General features: G+C 68.4%; 15 protein-coding genes and 1 pseudogene. 8 read left to right on the top strand and 8 right to left on the bottom strand.

Annotation, left to right across the window (positions count from 1 at the left end; genetic code table 11):
• Positions 1–103 precede the first annotated feature (103 nt).
• The 3 genes from WAL33_RS02100 to WAL33_RS02110 form a co-directional block, all read right to left on the bottom strand.
• The gene (locus tag WAL33_RS02100; RefSeq protein WP_422178010.1) at positions 104–1087 is read right to left on the bottom strand and encodes an alpha/beta hydrolase; all 984 of its coding nucleotides are present in this window, start codon (positions 1085–1087) and stop codon (positions 104–106) included.
• 80 nt (positions 1088–1167) lie between these two features.
• Positions 1168–1974: a TrmH family RNA methyltransferase gene (locus WAL33_RS02105; RefSeq protein ID WP_422178012.1), complete on the bottom strand. Its 807-nt coding sequence runs from the start codon at positions 1972–1974 to the stop codon at positions 1168–1170.
• Positions 1975–1995: 21 nt separating this feature from the next.
• Complete coding sequence (locus WAL33_RS02110; RefSeq protein ID WP_422178014.1) at positions 1996–3267, bottom strand: MFS transporter; 1272 nt, start codon at positions 3265–3267, stop codon at positions 1996–1998.
• Between the two features lie 219 nt (positions 3268–3486).
• On the opposite strand from WAL33_RS02110, the gene WAL33_RS02115 reads away from it, so the two are divergent.
• Positions 3487–4542 carry a LacI family DNA-binding transcriptional regulator gene (locus WAL33_RS02115; RefSeq protein WP_422178016.1) on the top strand — a complete coding sequence of 352 codons (1056 nt, stop codon included), beginning with the start codon at positions 3487–3489 and terminating at the stop codon, positions 4540–4542.
• A 47-nt stretch (positions 4543–4589) separates the two neighbouring features.
• Here WAL33_RS02115 and WAL33_RS02120 read toward each other — a convergent pair whose 3' ends face one another.
• The 3 genes from WAL33_RS02120 to WAL33_RS02130 form a co-directional block, all read right to left on the bottom strand.
• Positions 4590–6101 carry a methyl-accepting chemotaxis protein gene (locus WAL33_RS02120; RefSeq protein ID WP_422178018.1) on the bottom strand — a complete coding sequence of 504 codons (1512 nt, stop codon included), beginning with the start codon at positions 6099–6101 and terminating at the stop codon, positions 4590–4592.
• Between the two features lie 184 nt (positions 6102–6285).
• Positions 6286–8526: a catalase/peroxidase HPI gene (gene katG, locus WAL33_RS02125; protein ID WP_422178020.1), complete on the bottom strand. Its 2241-nt coding sequence runs from the start codon at positions 8524–8526 to the stop codon at positions 6286–6288.
• Between the two features lie 111 nt (positions 8527–8637).
• Positions 8638–9042: a MerR family DNA-binding protein gene (locus tag WAL33_RS02130; protein WP_422178022.1), complete on the bottom strand. Its 405-nt coding sequence runs from the start codon at positions 9040–9042 to the stop codon at positions 8638–8640.
• Positions 9043–9129: 87 nt separating this feature from the next.
• Between WAL33_RS02130 and WAL33_RS02135 the strand changes: the two are divergent.
• Positions 9130–9309: pseudogene (locus tag WAL33_RS02135) on the top strand (glutaredoxin domain-containing protein); the annotation flags it as partial.
• A gap of 84 nt (positions 9310–9393) precedes the next feature.
• Positions 9394–9852 (top strand): MauE/DoxX family redox-associated membrane protein, encoded by a 459-nt coding sequence (locus tag WAL33_RS02140; RefSeq protein WP_422178036.1) that lies wholly within the window; start codon positions 9394–9396, stop codon positions 9850–9852.
• Between the two features lie 32 nt (positions 9853–9884).
• Here the strand turns inward: WAL33_RS02140 and WAL33_RS02145 are convergent, their stop codons facing one another.
• On the bottom strand, positions 9885–11414 hold the full coding sequence (locus WAL33_RS02145) for a glucan biosynthesis protein G (RefSeq protein WP_422178024.1): 1530 nt from the start codon (positions 11412–11414) through the stop codon (positions 9885–9887).
• A gap of 222 nt (positions 11415–11636) precedes the next feature.
• On the opposite strand from WAL33_RS02145, the gene WAL33_RS02150 reads away from it, so the two are divergent.
• From WAL33_RS02150 to WAL33_RS02165, 4 genes are read left to right on the top strand one after another with little or no spacing between them, the layout of a single operon-like run.
• Complete coding sequence (locus WAL33_RS02150) at positions 11637–12752, top strand: MlaE family lipid ABC transporter permease subunit (protein ID WP_422178026.1); 1116 nt, start codon at positions 11637–11639, stop codon at positions 12750–12752.
• A 29-nt stretch (positions 12753–12781) separates the two neighbouring features.
• Positions 12782–13648, top strand: coding sequence for an ABC transporter ATP-binding protein (locus WAL33_RS02155; RefSeq protein ID WP_422178038.1), 867 nt, complete (start codon positions 12782–12784; stop codon positions 13646–13648).
• Complete coding sequence (locus tag WAL33_RS02160; RefSeq protein WP_422178028.1) at positions 13648–14586, top strand: MlaD family protein; 939 nt, start codon at positions 13648–13650, stop codon at positions 14584–14586. Before WAL33_RS02155 ends, WAL33_RS02160 begins: the two co-directional genes overlap by 1 nt.
• A complete protein-coding gene (locus tag WAL33_RS02165) occupies positions 14583–15221 on the top strand; it encodes an ABC-type transport auxiliary lipoprotein family protein (protein ID WP_422178030.1) in 639 nt (212 codons plus the stop codon). The genes WAL33_RS02160 and WAL33_RS02165 overlap by 4 nt, the downstream gene beginning before the upstream one ends.
• 59 nt (positions 15222–15280) lie before the next feature.
• On the opposite strand, the gene WAL33_RS02170 is transcribed toward WAL33_RS02165, so the two are convergent.
• Positions 15281–15766 carry a transcriptional repressor gene (locus WAL33_RS02170; RefSeq protein ID WP_422178032.1) on the bottom strand — a complete coding sequence of 162 codons (486 nt, stop codon included), beginning with the start codon at positions 15764–15766 and terminating at the stop codon, positions 15281–15283.
• A 148-nt stretch (positions 15767–15914) separates the two neighbouring features.
• Between WAL33_RS02170 and WAL33_RS02175 the strand changes: the two genes are divergently transcribed.
• Positions 15915–16684: LysR substrate-binding domain-containing protein (locus WAL33_RS02175; RefSeq protein ID WP_422178034.1), on the top strand; the 770-nt coding region annotated here is incomplete at its 3' end.

Below are 16684 nucleotides of genomic sequence, written 5' to 3' on the forward strand. Positions count from 1 at the left end.
GCTCAGGATGAGGTTTTCGAATGCCCCCGAGCCTGCATTGGTCCTCATCCTGAGCTTGTCGAAGGACGAGGACCACGCAAGGCGACTAGAGGTCGGCAGCCCCTCAGATCCCGTGCCGCTTGGCGAAGGCTTCGAACAGGCCCGGCCAGGCGGCGACCGGCTTATCGACGATGCCGCGCAGGCCAAAGCCGTGGCCGCCCTCCTCGAACACGTGCAGCTCGGCGGGGATCGCCTTGGCCTTCAGGGCCGTGAACATCATCAGGCTGTTGGCCACCGGCACGGTCTTGTCGTCGGCCGCGTGCAGCAGGAACACCGGCGGGACCCGGTCGGTGACGTTCTGTTCGGGCGAATAGAGCGCGATCTGTTCGGGGGTCGGCGTCAGGCCCAGCAACTGCTTGCGTGAACCGCCGTGGACCGGCCCGTCGACCATCGACACCACCGGATAGATCAGGGCCGACAGGTCGGGTCGGGCTGACAGGTCGTCGGCGGCGTCGACCCGGTCATAGACCTTGGCGTCGAAGCGGGTGGTCAGGCTGGCGGCCAGATGCCCGCCGGCCGAGAACCCCATGATCGACACCCGCGCGGGGTCGAACTTCATCGCCGCGGCCTTCGAGCGGACCAGGCGCACGGCGCGTTGGGCGTCCTGCAGCGGGGCGTCCGGGCCCGCGCCCCATTGGTCGCCGGGCAGGCGGTAGAGCAGGACGAAACAGGTGTAGCCGCGGTCGGCCAGCCAGCGGGCGGTCTCGAAGCCCTCCTTGTCGCTGACCACGCGCTCGTAGCCGCCGCCGGGCATCAGCACCACGGCCGCGCCGTTGGCCTGGGGCGGACGGAAGACGGTCAGGGTCGGCTTGCGGGTGTGGGTGGTGGCGCGGTCGCGCAGGCCGCCGGCGACGGTGCGATCGACCAGGGTCTCGACCGCCGTGACGCCGGCCGAGCCGGGCGGGTCGCCAGGCCACAGGGGCAGGACTTCTGTCGGATCCATCGGAACCTTCACGGACTGGGCCGGCCTGGCCTGGGCGGCGCTCGCCAGCAGCGATGTCAGCAGCCCGCCCGTCAAGGTGGCCAGGGTTCCCCGACGATTGAACATACGACCTCCCAAAGCGACGCGAACGGACCCTATGGCGGGGTTCCGGCCACGGCAAGTCACCGGTGTCATCGGTCGCAGGATCAGGTCCGCGCGAACCTCAGGTGATGCAGCACGATCCCGCTGGTCGTGGCCACGTTGAGCGAGTCGAAGCCGCCCGCCATCGGGATGCCGACGGTGCGCACGCGGTCCATGACGGCCTGGGCCAGACCCGGTCCCTCCGCTCCCAGCAGCACGGCGGCGCGGGCCGGCGGGTCGAGCCGCGCCAGGATCTGATCGGCCGCCGGGCTCAGGGCCAGGCCCTGGAAGTCGTGGCGCTCCAGCAGCGCGACCACGTCCTGACCCGGCGCCAGCCAGGCGGTCGGCACGCTGAGCGTGGCGCCGATCGAGACCCGGATGGCCTTGCGATAGAAGGGATCGCAACAGTCGCCGTCCAGGATCACCCCATCGACCCCGAACGCCGCGGCGTTGCGGAAGATGCCCCCCAGATTGTCGTGGTTGGCGATGCCCATCAGCACCAAGACCACCGCGCGCTCGCCGGCCTCGGCGAGAAGTGCGTCGGCCGACAGCGGCTGGGGCTTGGCGCCCACGGCCAGGACTCCGCGATGCAGGTGGAAGCCGGCGATGGCGTCCAGCACGGCCTGGCCGACGACATAGACGGGAACGCCCGCCGGCAGCCCCGCGAACACCTCGTCCAGCTTGTCGGCGCGCTTGCCGTCGATCAGCAGCGATTGGACGCGTTCGGGCGCGTCACGGACGAAGGCCCGCAGCACCGTCTCCCCCTCGGCGATGAACAGCCCCTGGCGGCCGACCAGGTCGCGCTCCTTGATGTCGCGATAGGCCGCCACGCGCGGATCGTTCGGATCGTCGATGGGGATCAGGTTTGGCACGTGGCCTCGGCGAAAAGGGACTTACCGCACGCCCCGTATCGGAAGGATGGCCAGACCGCCAGCCGCGGCCAGGCCCGCGGCCACCAGATAAAGGGCGTGATAATTGACGTGGGCCGGCCCCAGCACCCACATCGCCAGGATCGGCGCCATGGCCTGGGGCAAGGTGTTGGCCAGGTTGATCACGCCCAGGTCCTTGCCGGCGTTCAACTGCGAGGGCAGCACCTGGCTGACCAGGGCGATGTCGACCGCGTAGTAGCAGCCCACCGCGCAGCCGAAGATCACGAAACCGACCACCACGATCGGCCAGCCGGGCACCAGCGAGAAGACGACCATCGCCCCCGCCAGCACCAGGGCCGAGCCGGCCGCGAACAATTTGCGGCGCCGGAGGCGGTCGGAAAGCATGCCGCCCAGCATGCCGCAGGTGACGTTGGCGCAGGTGGCCACGGTGGTCAGCAAGGCCATGCCCTGCTCGGCGCGGCGACCTGGGAACAGGTCCGAATAGTGCAGCGCGTCCTGCAGGTAGAACAGCATGTAGCACTGGGTCAGGGTGATCGCGACCAGCACCATGAACCGGCTGACCCAGGCCAGGGCGAAATCGGGATGGGCCCGCGGATTGATCCAGAACCCCGCCAGGAAGTTGCGCCAGGCGAACGGCGACCGCTCGCCGCGCGGCAACGGCGGGTCGTTCAGGCCCAGGGCGAACGGGGCGATCGCCACCAGCAGCGCCACGCCGATGGCGAAATAGCGCGAGGCCTCGCTGACCAGCATGCCGCCGACCAGTATGGCCCCGGCCATGGCGCCGATCGGATGACCCAGGCTGAGGAAGGCCGCCACCCTGCCCTTCTGGGCGTCGGGCACCCGGTCCGGCAGCACCGCCAGCAGGGCCGAGAACAGCATGTTGAAAGCCAGCTGGAAACAGACGATCCCGACCATCAGATGGGCCGTGCTCTGGGCCATCATGATCAGGAAGTACGAAGCGACAGTGCCCAGCGCGCCAACCACCATCCACGGACGCCGACGGCCGAAGCGCGACGTCGTCCGGTCGCTGATCGCGCCGGCCAGCAGGTTGGCGAAGCTGGCGGTGATCGCGCCGAGAACCGCCACCTGGCTGAGCACCACGGCCTTGTTGCCCGCATCGATGGCCTCGGCCTTCAGGGGCAGCAGCACCTGGATCAGGGGCATGAAACTGACATAGGCCCCGATCTGGGCCAGGGTGAAGGCGCCGATGAAGCTGGGCTTCACGGGAACGGTCGGCCTTGCCCTGTCGATTCCGATCGCCTCCGCCGTCGTCATCACGCCTCCCCGTCACACACGCGGTCTTCGCCGTGATTGGCTCGGACACTGGCCTTCCGCATCGAGGGACACAAGCCGTCAGAGGCGGCAAAGCTCGTGACGCGGCTTTGGACCGTGCTTTTTTGAATCGGGAGCGTCGCCTTATGCCGCCCAGTTGCTCTAGGCTGGCCAGATGAGGATGAGTCCAATCAATCAGGACCCCAGCAACCAGGCGGGCCCATGGCGTCGGTGACGATCTATGACGTGGCGGCGCGCGCCGATGTGTCGATCAAGACTGTCTCCCGCGTAATGAACAACGAACCCAACGTGCGGCCGCAGATGCGCGAGCGCGTGCTCGAGGCGGCCGGGGCCCTGGGCTATGCGCCCAACCTGTCGGCCCGCAGCCTGGCCGGTTCGCGCTCGTTCGTGATCGCCGTCTTCGTCGACGCCTCCCTGACCCTGGACCACTGGCGCAGCGAACGCGGCTCGGACTATCTGCAGCGCATCCAGCTGGGCGCGACCGTCGAGACCCGCACGGCCGGCTACCACCTGCTGGTCGAACTGATCGACCACGACGGCCCGCGCGTGCGCCAGGAGGTCGGCGCCTTGCTGGCCGCGCTCAAGCCCGACGGCGTGATCCTGACCCCGCCGTCCTGCGACAACGACGTGGTTCTGGAGCTGCTCGACAAGGCCCGCACGCCCTATGTGCGGTTGGGTCCGGAAAAGCCCGAGGGCCTGGGCCCGCGCGTGCATATGGACGACGTCGCCGCCGCCCGCGAGATGACCGAGCATCTGATTGACTTGGGCCACAAGCGCATCGGCTTCATCACCGGCGACAGACGTTACGGCGCCAGCCAGGCGCGGCGCGAAGGCTATGAGACGGCGATGAAGGCTCGCGGCCTGAAGGTCGACAAGGCCTGGATCCGCGAGGGCGACTTCACCTTCGAGTCCGGCCACACCGCCGCCCGGGATCTGCTGGCGCTGGGCGAGCGGCCGACGGCGATCTTCGCCAGCTCGGACGAAATGGCCCTGGGCGCCTTGGCGGCGACGGCGGAGGCCGACCTCTCATGCCCCGGCGACGTCTCGGTCGCGGGCTTTGACGACAGCCCTGTCTCGCGCCTCAGCCGGCCGCAGCTGACCACCATCCGCCAGCCGTTGGTGGAGATGTCGACCCTGGCGACCAAGATGCTGATCAACGGCGTGGCCCGCCATTCGGAATCCGGGCAGCGCCCGCGTGACGAACTGCTGCCCTTCACCCTGATCCATCGGGCCTCGACGGCGCCCCCCAAGGGGTGAGCGGCCGCTGGGGACCGGCGCCTGCGCCTGTCCCCAATCGATCTTGGCTAGCGTCCCGCCCGGGCGAAAGCCGCCACGCGCTCGCGAGCCCGATGCTCGCCCCCCGTCGAACCCGTGCGGAATCCGCCCACATGGTTGGACAGGTCGGCGGCTTCGGTGCGCAGGGCGTGAGTGGCCTCGGTCGATTGCTGGACCATGGCGCTGTTGCGCTGGGTGACCTGGTCGAGCTGATTGACGGCCACATTGACCTGACCGAGCGCCGAGGCCTGCTCATTGGCCGAGGCGGCGATCTCGTCGACCAGGCTGTCGATGACGCCGACCTTCTCGACTATGCCGCGCAGGGCCTTGCCCGTCTGGCCCACCAGATCCACGCCCTCGCCCACCTGGCGGCTGGAATCGGCGATCAGGGTCTTGATCTCCTTGGCGGCGTCGGCCGAGCGCTGGGCCAGGGCCCGGACTTCCTGGGCGACCACCGCGAAGCCGCGGCCGGCGTCGCCGGCGCGAGCCGCTTCGACGCCGGCGTTCAGGGCCAGCAGGTTGGTTTGGAAGGCGATCTCGTCGATCACGCCCAGGATCTGCGAGACCTTGGTCGAGGAAGCCTCGATCTGGGTCATGGCCTCGGCGGCGCGGGTCACCACCACGCCCGAGGCCTGGGCGTCGTCGGCGGCTTCCCTGACCTGGGCCGAGACGGCCTTAGCGCTCTTGGCGGTTTGCTCGACCGTGGCGGTCAGTTGCTCGACGGCCGCGGCGGTCTGTTGCAGGGTCGCGGCCTGTTGCTCGGTGCGCTCGGCCATGTCGTCGGCGGCGCGGGCGATGTCGTCGGTTCCGGCCCGGATGCCGAGGGCCGCTCGCGACACCGCGCTCATCGCCTTGTCCAGCGCTGCGGCGGCATTGTCGAAATCGGTCTTCAGGCGGTCGAACTCGGGCGACAGCGCGCCCTCGATGCGGACCGAAAGATCGCCGGCCGCCAGTCGCGACAGGGCCACGCCCAGGGCCGCGATGGCGGCGGCCTGCTGCTGTTCGGCCGCTTCACGCTCGGCCTCCAGGCGGTCACGCTCTTCCAGCAGGACCGCGAAATAGGCCGAGACGACCAGATCCATGTCCAGGAACACCGCCTTGGCCAGGGCCGAGACCTGTTCGGCCGAACCGCTGTCGGTCTTGCCGCCACCGAAAGGGCCGCGCTTGGACGACTTGCCCAGCACCGCGTGGATCAGCTTGTCCAGCACCAGGGCGTAGCCGCCGATCGACCAGCGCGGCTCCAGGCCGGCGCGCGCGTTGGACTGGCCGATGCGCTCCACCGCCGCCAGATAGTCGGCGCCCTGGTCGCCCGACAGCATTCGCCGCCAGTGCGCGACCTGTCGGGCGTGAGCGCCCTCGCTGCGGCCATCCTTGATCAGGGCGCGCGTCTCGGCGAAGCCGCCCAATTGTTCATAGAAGCTGTCCAGCGCCCCCGGGATCGCTTCGTCCAGCGCCGGCTTGGCCGCCTGCAGCGCCGATCGCGCCCCTTGGTCAAACCGCATGAAGCTCAGACGTTGGTCGAGCTGGTGTTTGGCGCTCATGCGGCAGGCCCCGAGTCACAGAAATCCATTGGCCAACAGCGGTGACTGGATTCTGTTAACCGAGCTTGAAGTGCGGCCTCGATCGAACGAGCGACGGCGGCGGCCAGCCTGCACGCCCAAAACGTCAGGGCGCCGTCTTCCAACGGCGCCCCACGCTTTCAACGGCGACGGTGATCGTCGACCGTCAGTTCAGGTCCAAGCGATCGGCGTTCATGACCTTGTTCCAGGCCTTGACGAAGTCCTTGGCGAACTTCTCCCCCGCGTCCGCGCAGGCATAGACCTCGGCGAAGGCCCGCAGTTCAGCGTGCGAGCCGAAGATCAGGTCAACGCGCGTGGCGGTCCAGCGGGCCTGACTGCTCTTGCGGTCATGGCCTGAGAAGGCGTTGACCGCCGTCGGGCTCCATGTGGTGCCCATATTGAGGAGATTGACGAAGAAGTCGTTCGTCAACACGCCCGGGCGGTCGGTGAACACGCCGGCCTTGGAGCCGCCGGCGTTGGCGCCCAGCACCCGCAGCCCGCCGACCAGCACCGTCAACTCCGGTCCGGACAGGCGGAGAAGCTGGGCCCGATCGACCAGGGCCTCCTCGGGAGCCATGAACTGCACGCCCTCGCGGCGATAGTTGCGGAAGCCGTCGGACAGAGGCTCGAGCGGCGCGAAGGAATCGGCGTCGGTCTGCTCGGCCGAGGCGTCCGCGCGTCCGGGTGTGAAGGGAACCGTCACCGGCGTCCCGCCGTCCTTGGCCGCCTTCTCGACCGCCGCGGCGCCGCCCAGCACGATCAGGTCGGCCAGGGAGATCCTCTTGCCGCCGGCCGCCGAGCCGTTGAAGTCCTTCTGGACGCCTTCCAGCGTGTTCAGCACCTTGGCCAGGACGGGCGGGTCGTTGACCTCCCAGTCCTTTTGCGGCGCGAGGCGGATGCGCGCGCCGTTGGCGCCGCCGCGCCTGTCCGAGCCGCGCCAGGTCGAGGCCGAGGCCCAGGCGGTCGACACCAGCTCGGACACCGAAAGGCCCGAAGCCAGGATCTTGGCCTTCAGCGCGGCGACGTCCTGGGCATCGACCAGCGGATGGTCCACGGCCGGGATCGGGTCCTGCCAGATCAGGGTCTCCCGCGGCACCAGGGGGCCGAGATAGCGCGGCTTGGGACCCATGTCCCGGTGGGTCAGCTTGAACCAGGCGCGGGCGAAGGCGTCGGCGAACTGGTCAGGATGCTCGAGGAAGCGGCGCGAGATCTTCTCGTAGGCGGGGTCGAACCTCAGGGCGAGGTCCGTGGTCAGCATCCGCGGCACGTGCTTCTTGGACGGGTCATAGGCGTCGGGAATATCAGCCGGCGCGTTCTTGGCCCGCCACTGCTTGGCGCCGGCCGGACTGTGGTGCAGCTCCCATTCGAACTTGAACAGGTTCTCGAAGAAGTGGTTGCTCCACTTGGTCGGCGTCTGGGTCCAGATAACCTCTGGGCCCCCGGTGATGGCGTCGGCGCCGATGCCGGTTCCGTGCTTGCTGCGCCAGCCCAGGCCCTGGTCCTCGATTTCGCCGCCCGCGGGTTCGACGCCCACGAACGACGGGTCGCCCGCGCCGTGGGTCTTGCCGAAGGTGTGGCCGCCGGCGATCAGGGCGACGGTCTCCTCGTCGTTCATGGCCATCCGGGCGAAGGTGTCGCGGATGTCTCGCGCCGAAGCGACGGGATCGGGATTGCCGTTGGGCCCTTCGGGATTGACATAGATCAGCCCCATCTGGACCGCGCCCAAGGCCGGATGCAGCTGGCGCTCGCCGCTATAGCGCTCGTCCCCGAGCCAGGAGCCTTCAGGGCCCCAATACAGCTCTTCCGGCTCCCAGGTGTCGGCCCGGCCGCCGCCGAAGCCGAAGGTCTTGAAGCCCATCGACTCCAGGGCGACATTGCCGACCAGCACATAGAGGTCGGCCCACGAAATCTTGCGGCCGTATTTCTGCTTGATCGGCCAGAGCAGCCGGCGCGCCTTGTCGAGATTGGCGTTGTCCGGCCAGCTGTTGAGCGGGGCGAAGCGCTGCTGCCCGCCGCCCGCGCCGCCCCGTCCGTCGCTGATGCGGTAAGTGCCGGCGCTGTGCCAGGCCAGGCGGATGAACAGGCCGCCATAGTGGCCGAAGTCGGCGGGCCACCAATCCTGGGAGTCGGTCATCAGCGCGTGCAGGTCGGCGATCACGGCGTTCAGGTCGAGGCTCTTGAATTCCTCGGCGTAGTTGAACGTCTCGCCCATCGGATCGGACCGCGGCGAATGCTGGTTGAGGCTTTCGAGACTAAGGTTCTGCGGCCACCAGTCGCGGTTCCTTCGACCGCCGCCGCGCCCCACGGGGCACTGACCTTGAACGCCGCTCTCGACATTCCCATCCATCGCTGTTCCTCCGGTTGGCTTGTGGCTCTCGACGCCCCAGGAGGCCAAGTCATCCCTCATCCGGCGATAGGTAAAATTGATTGTTCCTATCGCGGCGATAGGCGTCGCCACTCAGGTTCAGTGCGCGGGCGAGAGAAACTCAGGACACGGCGCAATGTTTGCCACCGGCGCCTAAGGTTCGAACGCCTTGATGATCGGGCAAGGCCCGGCTGTTCCCGACGCGCAGTCGTGGGCGAGGCGTCCCAAGGCGGCTCGAGCGGCGGTCAGCTCCGCGATCTTCGCGTCAAGGGCAGCCATTCGGGCGTTCGCAAGTTCTCTCGCCCGGGCCCGCTCGTCAGTGGCGTCAAGGGCGAGCAGTTCGCCGATCTCTTCCAGGGTGAAGCCCGCCGTCTGCGCCGACCTGATGAAGCGAAGCCGGCGAACCTCGTCGTCGCCGTAGCGGCGCACCCGGCCGCCGAGGCCCGGCCCTTCAGGACGCGGCGGCTCAGGTATCAGCCCCCTGCGCTGGTAGTATCGGACCGTCTCGACGCCAACGCCGCCGGCCTTTGCCAGTGCTGCGATGGTCATGCTGCTCATGGCCTTGTCTCCGTACCATGGTACGGAACCATATAGGGTGAAGTGAATGGCCAGCAAGCGAGTGCTGAGATGACAACTTCGACCAAGACCGCCCAGCTGCACCGCATGGTGATGCCTGAGCACACCTGCCCCTACGGCCTCAAGGCGTTGGACCTGCTGCGGCGCGAGGGCTTCCGTGTCGAGGATCATGCCCTCACAACCCGCGAGCAAACCGACGCGTTCAAGGCCGAGCATGGCGTGAAGACGACGCCGCAGGTGTTCATCGATGGCCGGCGGATCGGCGGTTACGACGACCTGCGGCGGCACTTCGGCCAGAAGGTCGCCGAACCTGGAGCGACCAGCTACCGGCCGGTGATCGCTGTCTTCGCCATGACCGCGCTGATGGCGCTCGCCGCCAGCTACGCAGTGTTCGGTTCGGCGCTGACGATGCGGGCTGGCGAATGGTTCATCGGCTTCAGCATGGTCGTGCTGGCGATGCTGAAGCTGCAGGATATCGAGAAGTTCTCCACCATGTTCCTGAACTACGACCTGCTCGCCAGGCGATGGGTCCGGTACGGCTACATCTATCCTTTCGCGGAAGCGGCGGCGGGCCTTCTGATGATCGCCGGCGTGCTCACCTGGCTGTCGGCCCCCGTCGCGCTGTTCATCGGCGGGGTCGGGGCGGTGTCGGTCTTCAAGGCCGTCTACATCGACAAGCGGGACCTGAAATGCGCCTGCGTCGGCGGGTCTTCGAACGTGCCCCTGGGCTTTGTTTCCCTGACCGAGAACCTGATGATGATCGTCATGGCGGTGTGGATGCTGATGATGTGAGCCGCCGGATCGCTGCGAGCATCGGCCAGCCCCTACGCCGTCCAGAGATAGCGCCAGGTCTCGGAAATCGTCTGGTCGCCTCGTATCAGACGCAGCGACAGGTCGATGTTCGCCGCCTTGGGCCGCACGCCGAACGCGACGCGGGCCGCGGCCTCGTCGGGATAGGGCGACAGGTCGCGCCAGACGATCTCGCCGCCCTGGGCCTGGAGATCCATCGCCACGCCGTCCAACCCCTCGGCAAGGGCGCCGCCCTGCAGGTCGATGGTGAACAGGCGCAGCCCGGCCTGGGCGTCGGCGCCGTTGCGGGTGCGGAACACCCGGGCGTCGGGACTGGCGAAGCGCTCCTGGCCCCAATGCAGGCGATAGCGCAGGTCGACCTGGGTCCCGGGTTTCCAGGGCGCCTTGGGCCGCCAGAAGATGGCGATGTTGTCGTCGCTCTCCTTGGTGGTGGCCAGTTCGGCCAGGTGCACCGCGCCCTCGCCCCAGGCGTCCAGCGGCTCGACCCAAAGGCTGGGCCGCAGGTCGTAGCGAGCTTGCAGGTCGCCGAAGTCCTCCAGAGCCCGGGCTCGCTGCACCAGGCCGAAGCCCTTGGGATTCTCGTCCGGGAAGTTGCTCAGCCGGTGGGCGCGAGGGTTCTGCAGCGGCCGCCAGATGTGCTCGCCCTCCCCCGTCCAGATCGCCAGGCCGTCGCTGTCGTGCACGGCGGTGCGGAAATCCTGGGTCGGCGAGGGATCGGCGACGTTGAACAGGAACATGCTGCTCATGGCCGCCACGCCTGTCTTGGTCATGGTTGTGCGCGGGAAGACGCTGGCGGCGACCTCGAAAACCACGTCCTCGCCAGGGCGGATCGTGAAACTATAGACGCCCGCGCAGCTGGGGCTGTCCATCAGGGCGTGAACCACCACCGCATCGCCGTCGATGGCCGGACGTTCGAGCCAGAAGCTGGTGAAGTCGGGGAATTCCTCGTTCGGCTCCCCCGCTCCGATCGCCAGGCCTCGCGCCGACAGGCCGTAGCGCTGACCCCGGCCCAGGCTGCGGAAATAGCTGGCGCCCTGGAACACGGCGATCTCGTCCAGCTTGTCGGCTTGGTTCAGCGGCCACAGCAGGCGAAAGCCGGAAAACCCATTCCAATCCTTGGCCACGTCGGCGTGCTCGCCGGGAATGTCGAACATCGCCGGATCGAAGGCGATTGGCCGCGCCAGGCCGGCCGCCACCTCAAAGATCGGCAGCGGACGCGGGTAGAGATAGGCGGGCGGAAAGAATTCGGCCCGGAACGCCGGCCGGCGATCCTTCCAGAGGTCGGCCTCCGACCGGAAGCGGATGCGGAAGTATTCGTCGTAGGACAGACCGGTCAGGGCCGGCCGCGCGGACGCCTTGACGTACGGGACGGCGGCCAGGGCGCGGGCCCTGTCACGCAGCGCCTCAATGGAGAACGGCTGGCTCACCGCATCATCGACGGCGGGCGTCTGCGCCGCCGCGGCCAGACGGGGGGCCATGGCGAGAACCGCCGACACTGAAAGACCGCCCAGCGCCGCCCGGCGATTGACCAAATTGGAGACCATGCGCGCCTTTTAGAGCAACGCCCCCGTTGCACGCCATAGAACGCACCTTTAGCGACAAGGGTTCGCAGTTTCGCTTCGATCTGGACATGGCCGCTGGCGCGACGCGACGCGCCCGCCTATTTCTAGCGTAGCAAGCGCGGCAACAAGCCAGGCCTTGGCACGTTTGTGTCTAGTCGGAGCCTGATTTGGTTCGACGGCGGACAGAGGGACCGACGAGACTTCATGGGCGCACCGGCTGATTTCATCCTCGAGGAGACCGCTGGCCACAAGACGGCCGTGCTCTCGGGGGACTGGACCGCTCGCGGCATGGTCGACGCCGGCGAACGGCTAGTCCAGGCCATGCAGAGCTCCCAGACCATTGACCTGGATCTGCGCGACATCACCCGCTGCGACACCGCCGGAGCCTACGCCATCATCCGCGCCGCCAACGGCCGGATCGACGCAAACAAGATCAAGGCCGGCCCTCGGACCCTGCGCCTGCTGAAGCTGGTCGACGACGCCATCCAGGTCGAACCCGAGGCCGCGCCGCCGCGGAAGGGCTTCACCGCCCTGCTCGAACGTGTCGGACGCGGCGTCTACGGCCTGGGCGACGACCTCTACGGCACCCTCGCCTTTCTGGGCCACCTGCTGGTCGCCATCGGCCGCTGCATCGTCAAGCCCAGCCGCATCCGCTGGGCCCCGGTCGTGGCCTTGTCCGAACGCGCGGGCCTGGACGCTATCCCGATCGTCGCGGTCACCACCTTCTTCATCGGCGCGGTCGTGGCCCTGCTGGGCGCCAACCTGCTGACCCAGTTCGGCGCCCAGGTGTTCGCCGTCGAGCTGATCGGCATCTCGGTGCTGCGCGAGTTCAACATCCTGATCACCGCCATCCTGCTGGCGGGCCGCTCGGCCTCCAGCTTCGCGGCCGAGATCGGCTCGATGAAGATGAACCAGGAAATCGACGCCATGCAGGTGATGGGGGTCGACCCCTACGAGGCGCTGGTCCTGCCGCGCTTCGCCGCCCTGCTGGTCACCATTCCGCTGCTGACCTTCGTGGCCACCTTGGCCGGCTTGGCCGGCGGCATGCTGGTGACCTGGACGGTGCTGGACCTGTCGCCGACCTTCTTCCTGCAGCGCATGCAGGATTCCGTCGGCGCGCAGCACTATTGGATCGGCCTGTCCAAGGCGCCGGTGATGGCCATGGTCATCGCCGCCATCGGTTGCCGCCAGGGCATGGAGGTCGGCAACGACGTCGAGTCGCTGGGCCGCCGGGTCACCGCCGCCGTGGTCCATGCCATCTTCGCGATCATCGCCATCGATGCGGTGTTCGCCCTGGTCTATATGGAGCTGGACCTGTGAGCCCGGCAAAGCCCCAAGCGCCGTCCAGGGTGGTCGAGGACGACGCCCCCTCCACCGCCGAGGCCCCGCCGATCCGGGTCACGGGTCTGGTCTCGCGGTTCGGCGAGAACGTGATCCACGACGGCCTGGACCTGACCGTCAATCGCGGCGAGGTGCTGGGCGTCGTCGGCGGCTCGGGTTCCGGCAAGTCGGTGCTGCTCAACACCATCATCGGCCTGAAGGTCCCCGACGGCGGATCGGTCAAGCTGTTCGGCCAGGACATGGCCGCCGCCTCGCGCCACCGCTGGAACATCATCGAACGCCGCTGGGGCGTGCTGTTCCAGCAGGGCGCGCTGTTCTCGAACCTGACCGTCCGCGAGAACGTCGCCGCGCCGCTGCACGAGCACACCCGCCTGCCCAAGGGCGAGATCGAGCATCTGGCCGATCTGAAGATCGCCCTGGTCGGCCTGCCCGCCCGGGCCGGCAACCTCAAGCCCGCCGAGCTGTCGGGCGGCATGCGCAAGCGCGCCGGCCTGGCCCGCGCCCTGGCCATGGACCCCGAGCTGCTGTTCCTGGACGAGCCCACCGCGGGGCTTGACCCGATCAGCGCCGCGGCCTTCGACAGCCTGATCAAGGACCTGTCCGACAGCCTGGACCTGACCGTGTTCATGATCACCCACGACCTGGACACCCTGTACGAGATCACCGACCGCATCGCAGTCATCGCCGACAAGCAGGTCGTCGCCGTCGGCTCCGCCCAGGAGCTGGAGAAGAACAACCACCCCTGGATCCAGGAATACTTCATGGGGCCGCGTGGACGCGCGGCCGCCGGCAAGGCGACGCACCCGTCGCCCCCCCCGGCGGAACCCCCGTCGAAACCCAAGTCGGCGCACGAGACGACACCGAGGACGAACTGATGGAAAGAAACGCCAACTACGCCTTGGTGGGCGCGGCCACCCTGATGCTGTTCATGGGGTTGCTGATCTTCGCCGTCTGGCTGGCCAAGCTGAGCTTCAACCAGGAGTACGACCTGTATGACGTGCTGTTCGTCGGACCGGTGCGCGGCCTGTCGGACGGCGGCGAGGTGCACTTCAACGGCATCAAGGTCGGCGAGGTCACCAAGATCGCCCTGGACAAGTCCGATCCCAACCGCGTCATCGCCCGGGTGCGCGTCACCTCGGACGTGCCGATCAAGACCGACAGCTTCGCCACGCTGGAGCCCCAGGGCATCACCGGCGTGAACTATGTGCAGATCGCCGCCGGCACGCCCGCCAAGCCGCTGCTGAAGCGGACGGTCAAGAAGGATGAGGTGCCTGTGATCCGCAGCCAGCGCAGCGCCCTGTCCGACCTGCTGGAAGGCGGCGGCACGGTTCTGACCCGCACCATCGAGGCCCTGGACCGGGTCAACCGCGTGCTGTCGGATGACAACGTCAAGACCTTCAGCGCCTCGCTCAGCGACATCCAGTCGGTCACCGCCGAGCTGCGCGAGCGCAAGGCGATCATCGCCGACGCCCAGAAGGCCTTGCAGAGCATTGAGGCCACCTCGACCCGGATCGGCGAGCTGTCAGACTCGGTCAACGGCCTGGCCAACGGCGACGTCAAACGCACGCTGAACAATCTGGCCGACGCCGCCGACGAGCTGAAGGCCACGGCCAAGGACGTGCGCGGCATGGTCGGCAAGCTGGAAGGCCCGACCACCGACTTCGCCACCACCGGCCTGCCCCAGCTGTCGTCGGCCGTCGTCACCCTGCAGTCGGCCGCCGAGTCCCTGGACCGGCTGGTCAGCGAAGTCGAACAAAACCCGCGCGCCCTGGTCGGCAAAGCGCCCGCCAAGGAACTGGAGGTCAAGCCGTGAGCATCCTGCACACTACCCTGCGATCGCTGACGATCGCCGTCGCGGCGGTGGCCCTCACCGGTTGCATCAGCCTGTTCCCCAAGTCCAAGCCGGCCGGCCTCTATCGGTTTGGCCATGTCGCGGTCGCCAGCTCCCGGCCGGCGACGGAGAAGAGCTTCGGCGTCTTCAAGGCTCCGACGGTCTTCACCCGCTCGGCCATGAGCGACCGTCTGCTGGCGGTGACCGACGGCGAGGCCGCCTATATCTCCGGCGCCCGCTGGGTCTCGCCGGCCATCGTGCTGTTCGACGAGGCCGTGGCCCGCGCCTTCGAGGGCGAGAACAGCCGCGCCCGGCTGGTCACGCGCGGCGAGGCCGTGAAGGCGGCCATGTCGCTGCGCCTGGAGGTCCGCTCGTTCGAGACCGACTATGTCAACGGCCCCAAGGCCCCGCCCGAGGTTCTGGTCGAGATCCGCGCCGTGATGAGCCGCAACAACGACCGCGCCTTGCTCGGCGATCAGGTGTTCGTGGCCCGGGTCAAGGCCGCCGACAATCGTCTCGGCGCCATCGTGCCGGCCTATGACACTGCCGTAGGCCAGGTGCTGTCGGAGATCGTGACCTGGGTCAGCGACGCCGAGGGCAAGGTGTCGGCGAGCTGAGCCCCCTATTCTAACCGTCATTCCCGCCCTTGCGGCGAGAATGACGGCGGAAGAATAGTTCACGGACCCGTCTCTGGGTCCTGTCCAGACCGGTCCGCCACGCCCCTGACCACGGGCTCGCCCCCAGCTCCAGGACCGCGGCGGAAGCGCACCAGGATTTCCACGCTGTCGGGCCGCTTGGCCAGGGCGTCGCGGACCATGGCCAGCACGGTGTCGGCCGAAACGTGCAGATCCACGATCTGCTCGGACTCTTCATAGATCAGGTGGGAATGCGGCTCGGGCACGGTGTCGAACACCAGTTCCGTCGTCGTCGTCGGCAGCCGGCCGAGCAGCCCGTGGTCGGCGAGGAGCTCAAGCTGGCGGGCTAACTCGCCCGAGGTCACCGCCAGGCCGGCCTCGGCGACCAGATCGGCCACCTCGGCCAGGGTCAGATGCACCTCCGGCGAGGCGCGCAGCAGGGCCAGCAGGCGCGGCAGCCCGCCGTGCCCCGGCAAGCCGGCGCGACGCAGCTCCTCCCGCAACACGGCTTCCACCGTATGTGGCATCCAAACGTCCTCCCAAGGCGTCGAGGATGATCGCGGTCATTCGGCGCCGCGATCTTGTCTCCGCGCCAGAAGCGTCCTGACTCATAATTCGCGTATCATTGTGATAAAGAGAAGCACCAAATCTCAATCGCCCTTATAGGCTCAGCCTATGAATCTTCGAGATCTCAGCTACCTCCTGGCCGTCGCCGAGCATGAGCATTTCGGGCGCGCCGCGCGGGCTTGCGGCGTCAGCCAGCCGACGCTGTCGGTGCAAATCCGCAAGCTCGAGGACCTGATGGGCGTGGCGCTGTTCGAGCGCAGCAGCAAGACCGCCGCCCCGACCGCCGCCTGCCTGCAGCTGATCGGCCACGCCCGCACCGCCGTGACCGCGGCCGAAGCCGTCCTGGCCACGGCGCGCAACCTGCGCGATCCGCTGTCGGGACGCTTCCGGCTGGGCATCATCCCCACCCTGGCCCCCTATCTGCTGCCGCTGATCTTCGCCCCGCTGCGCGAGGCGCTGCCCGCGCTGGAGCTGGAGCCCTGGGAGGACCAGACCTCGGCCCTGCTGGAACGGTTGCGCGCCCACGAACTGGACGCCGCCCTGCTGGCGACCGAGGTTGACGGGCCGGACCTGGTCAGCCAGCCGCTGTTCGCCGAGCCGTTCCTGGCCGCCCTGCCCCCCGAGCATCCGCTTGCGGGGCGTTCGGTGATCCTGGAGACCGACCTGGCGCGCGACATCCTGGTCCTGGCCGACGGCCACTGCCTGCGCGACCAGACGATGGAGGCCTGCGGCGGCGACGCGGCGCTGGGCGGTCCCTTGCGGGCGGCCAGCCTGCCGACCCTGCTCAACATGGTGGCGGCGGGTTACGGGACGACGCTGATCCCGGGACTGGCGGCGGGAGCGGCGCAGGACGCCGGCATCGTGCTGCGACCGTTGGC

The sequence above is a fragment of the Caulobacter sp. genome, assembly GCF_049283275.1.
GTDB lineage: Bacteria > Pseudomonadota > Alphaproteobacteria > Caulobacterales > Caulobacteraceae > Caulobacter.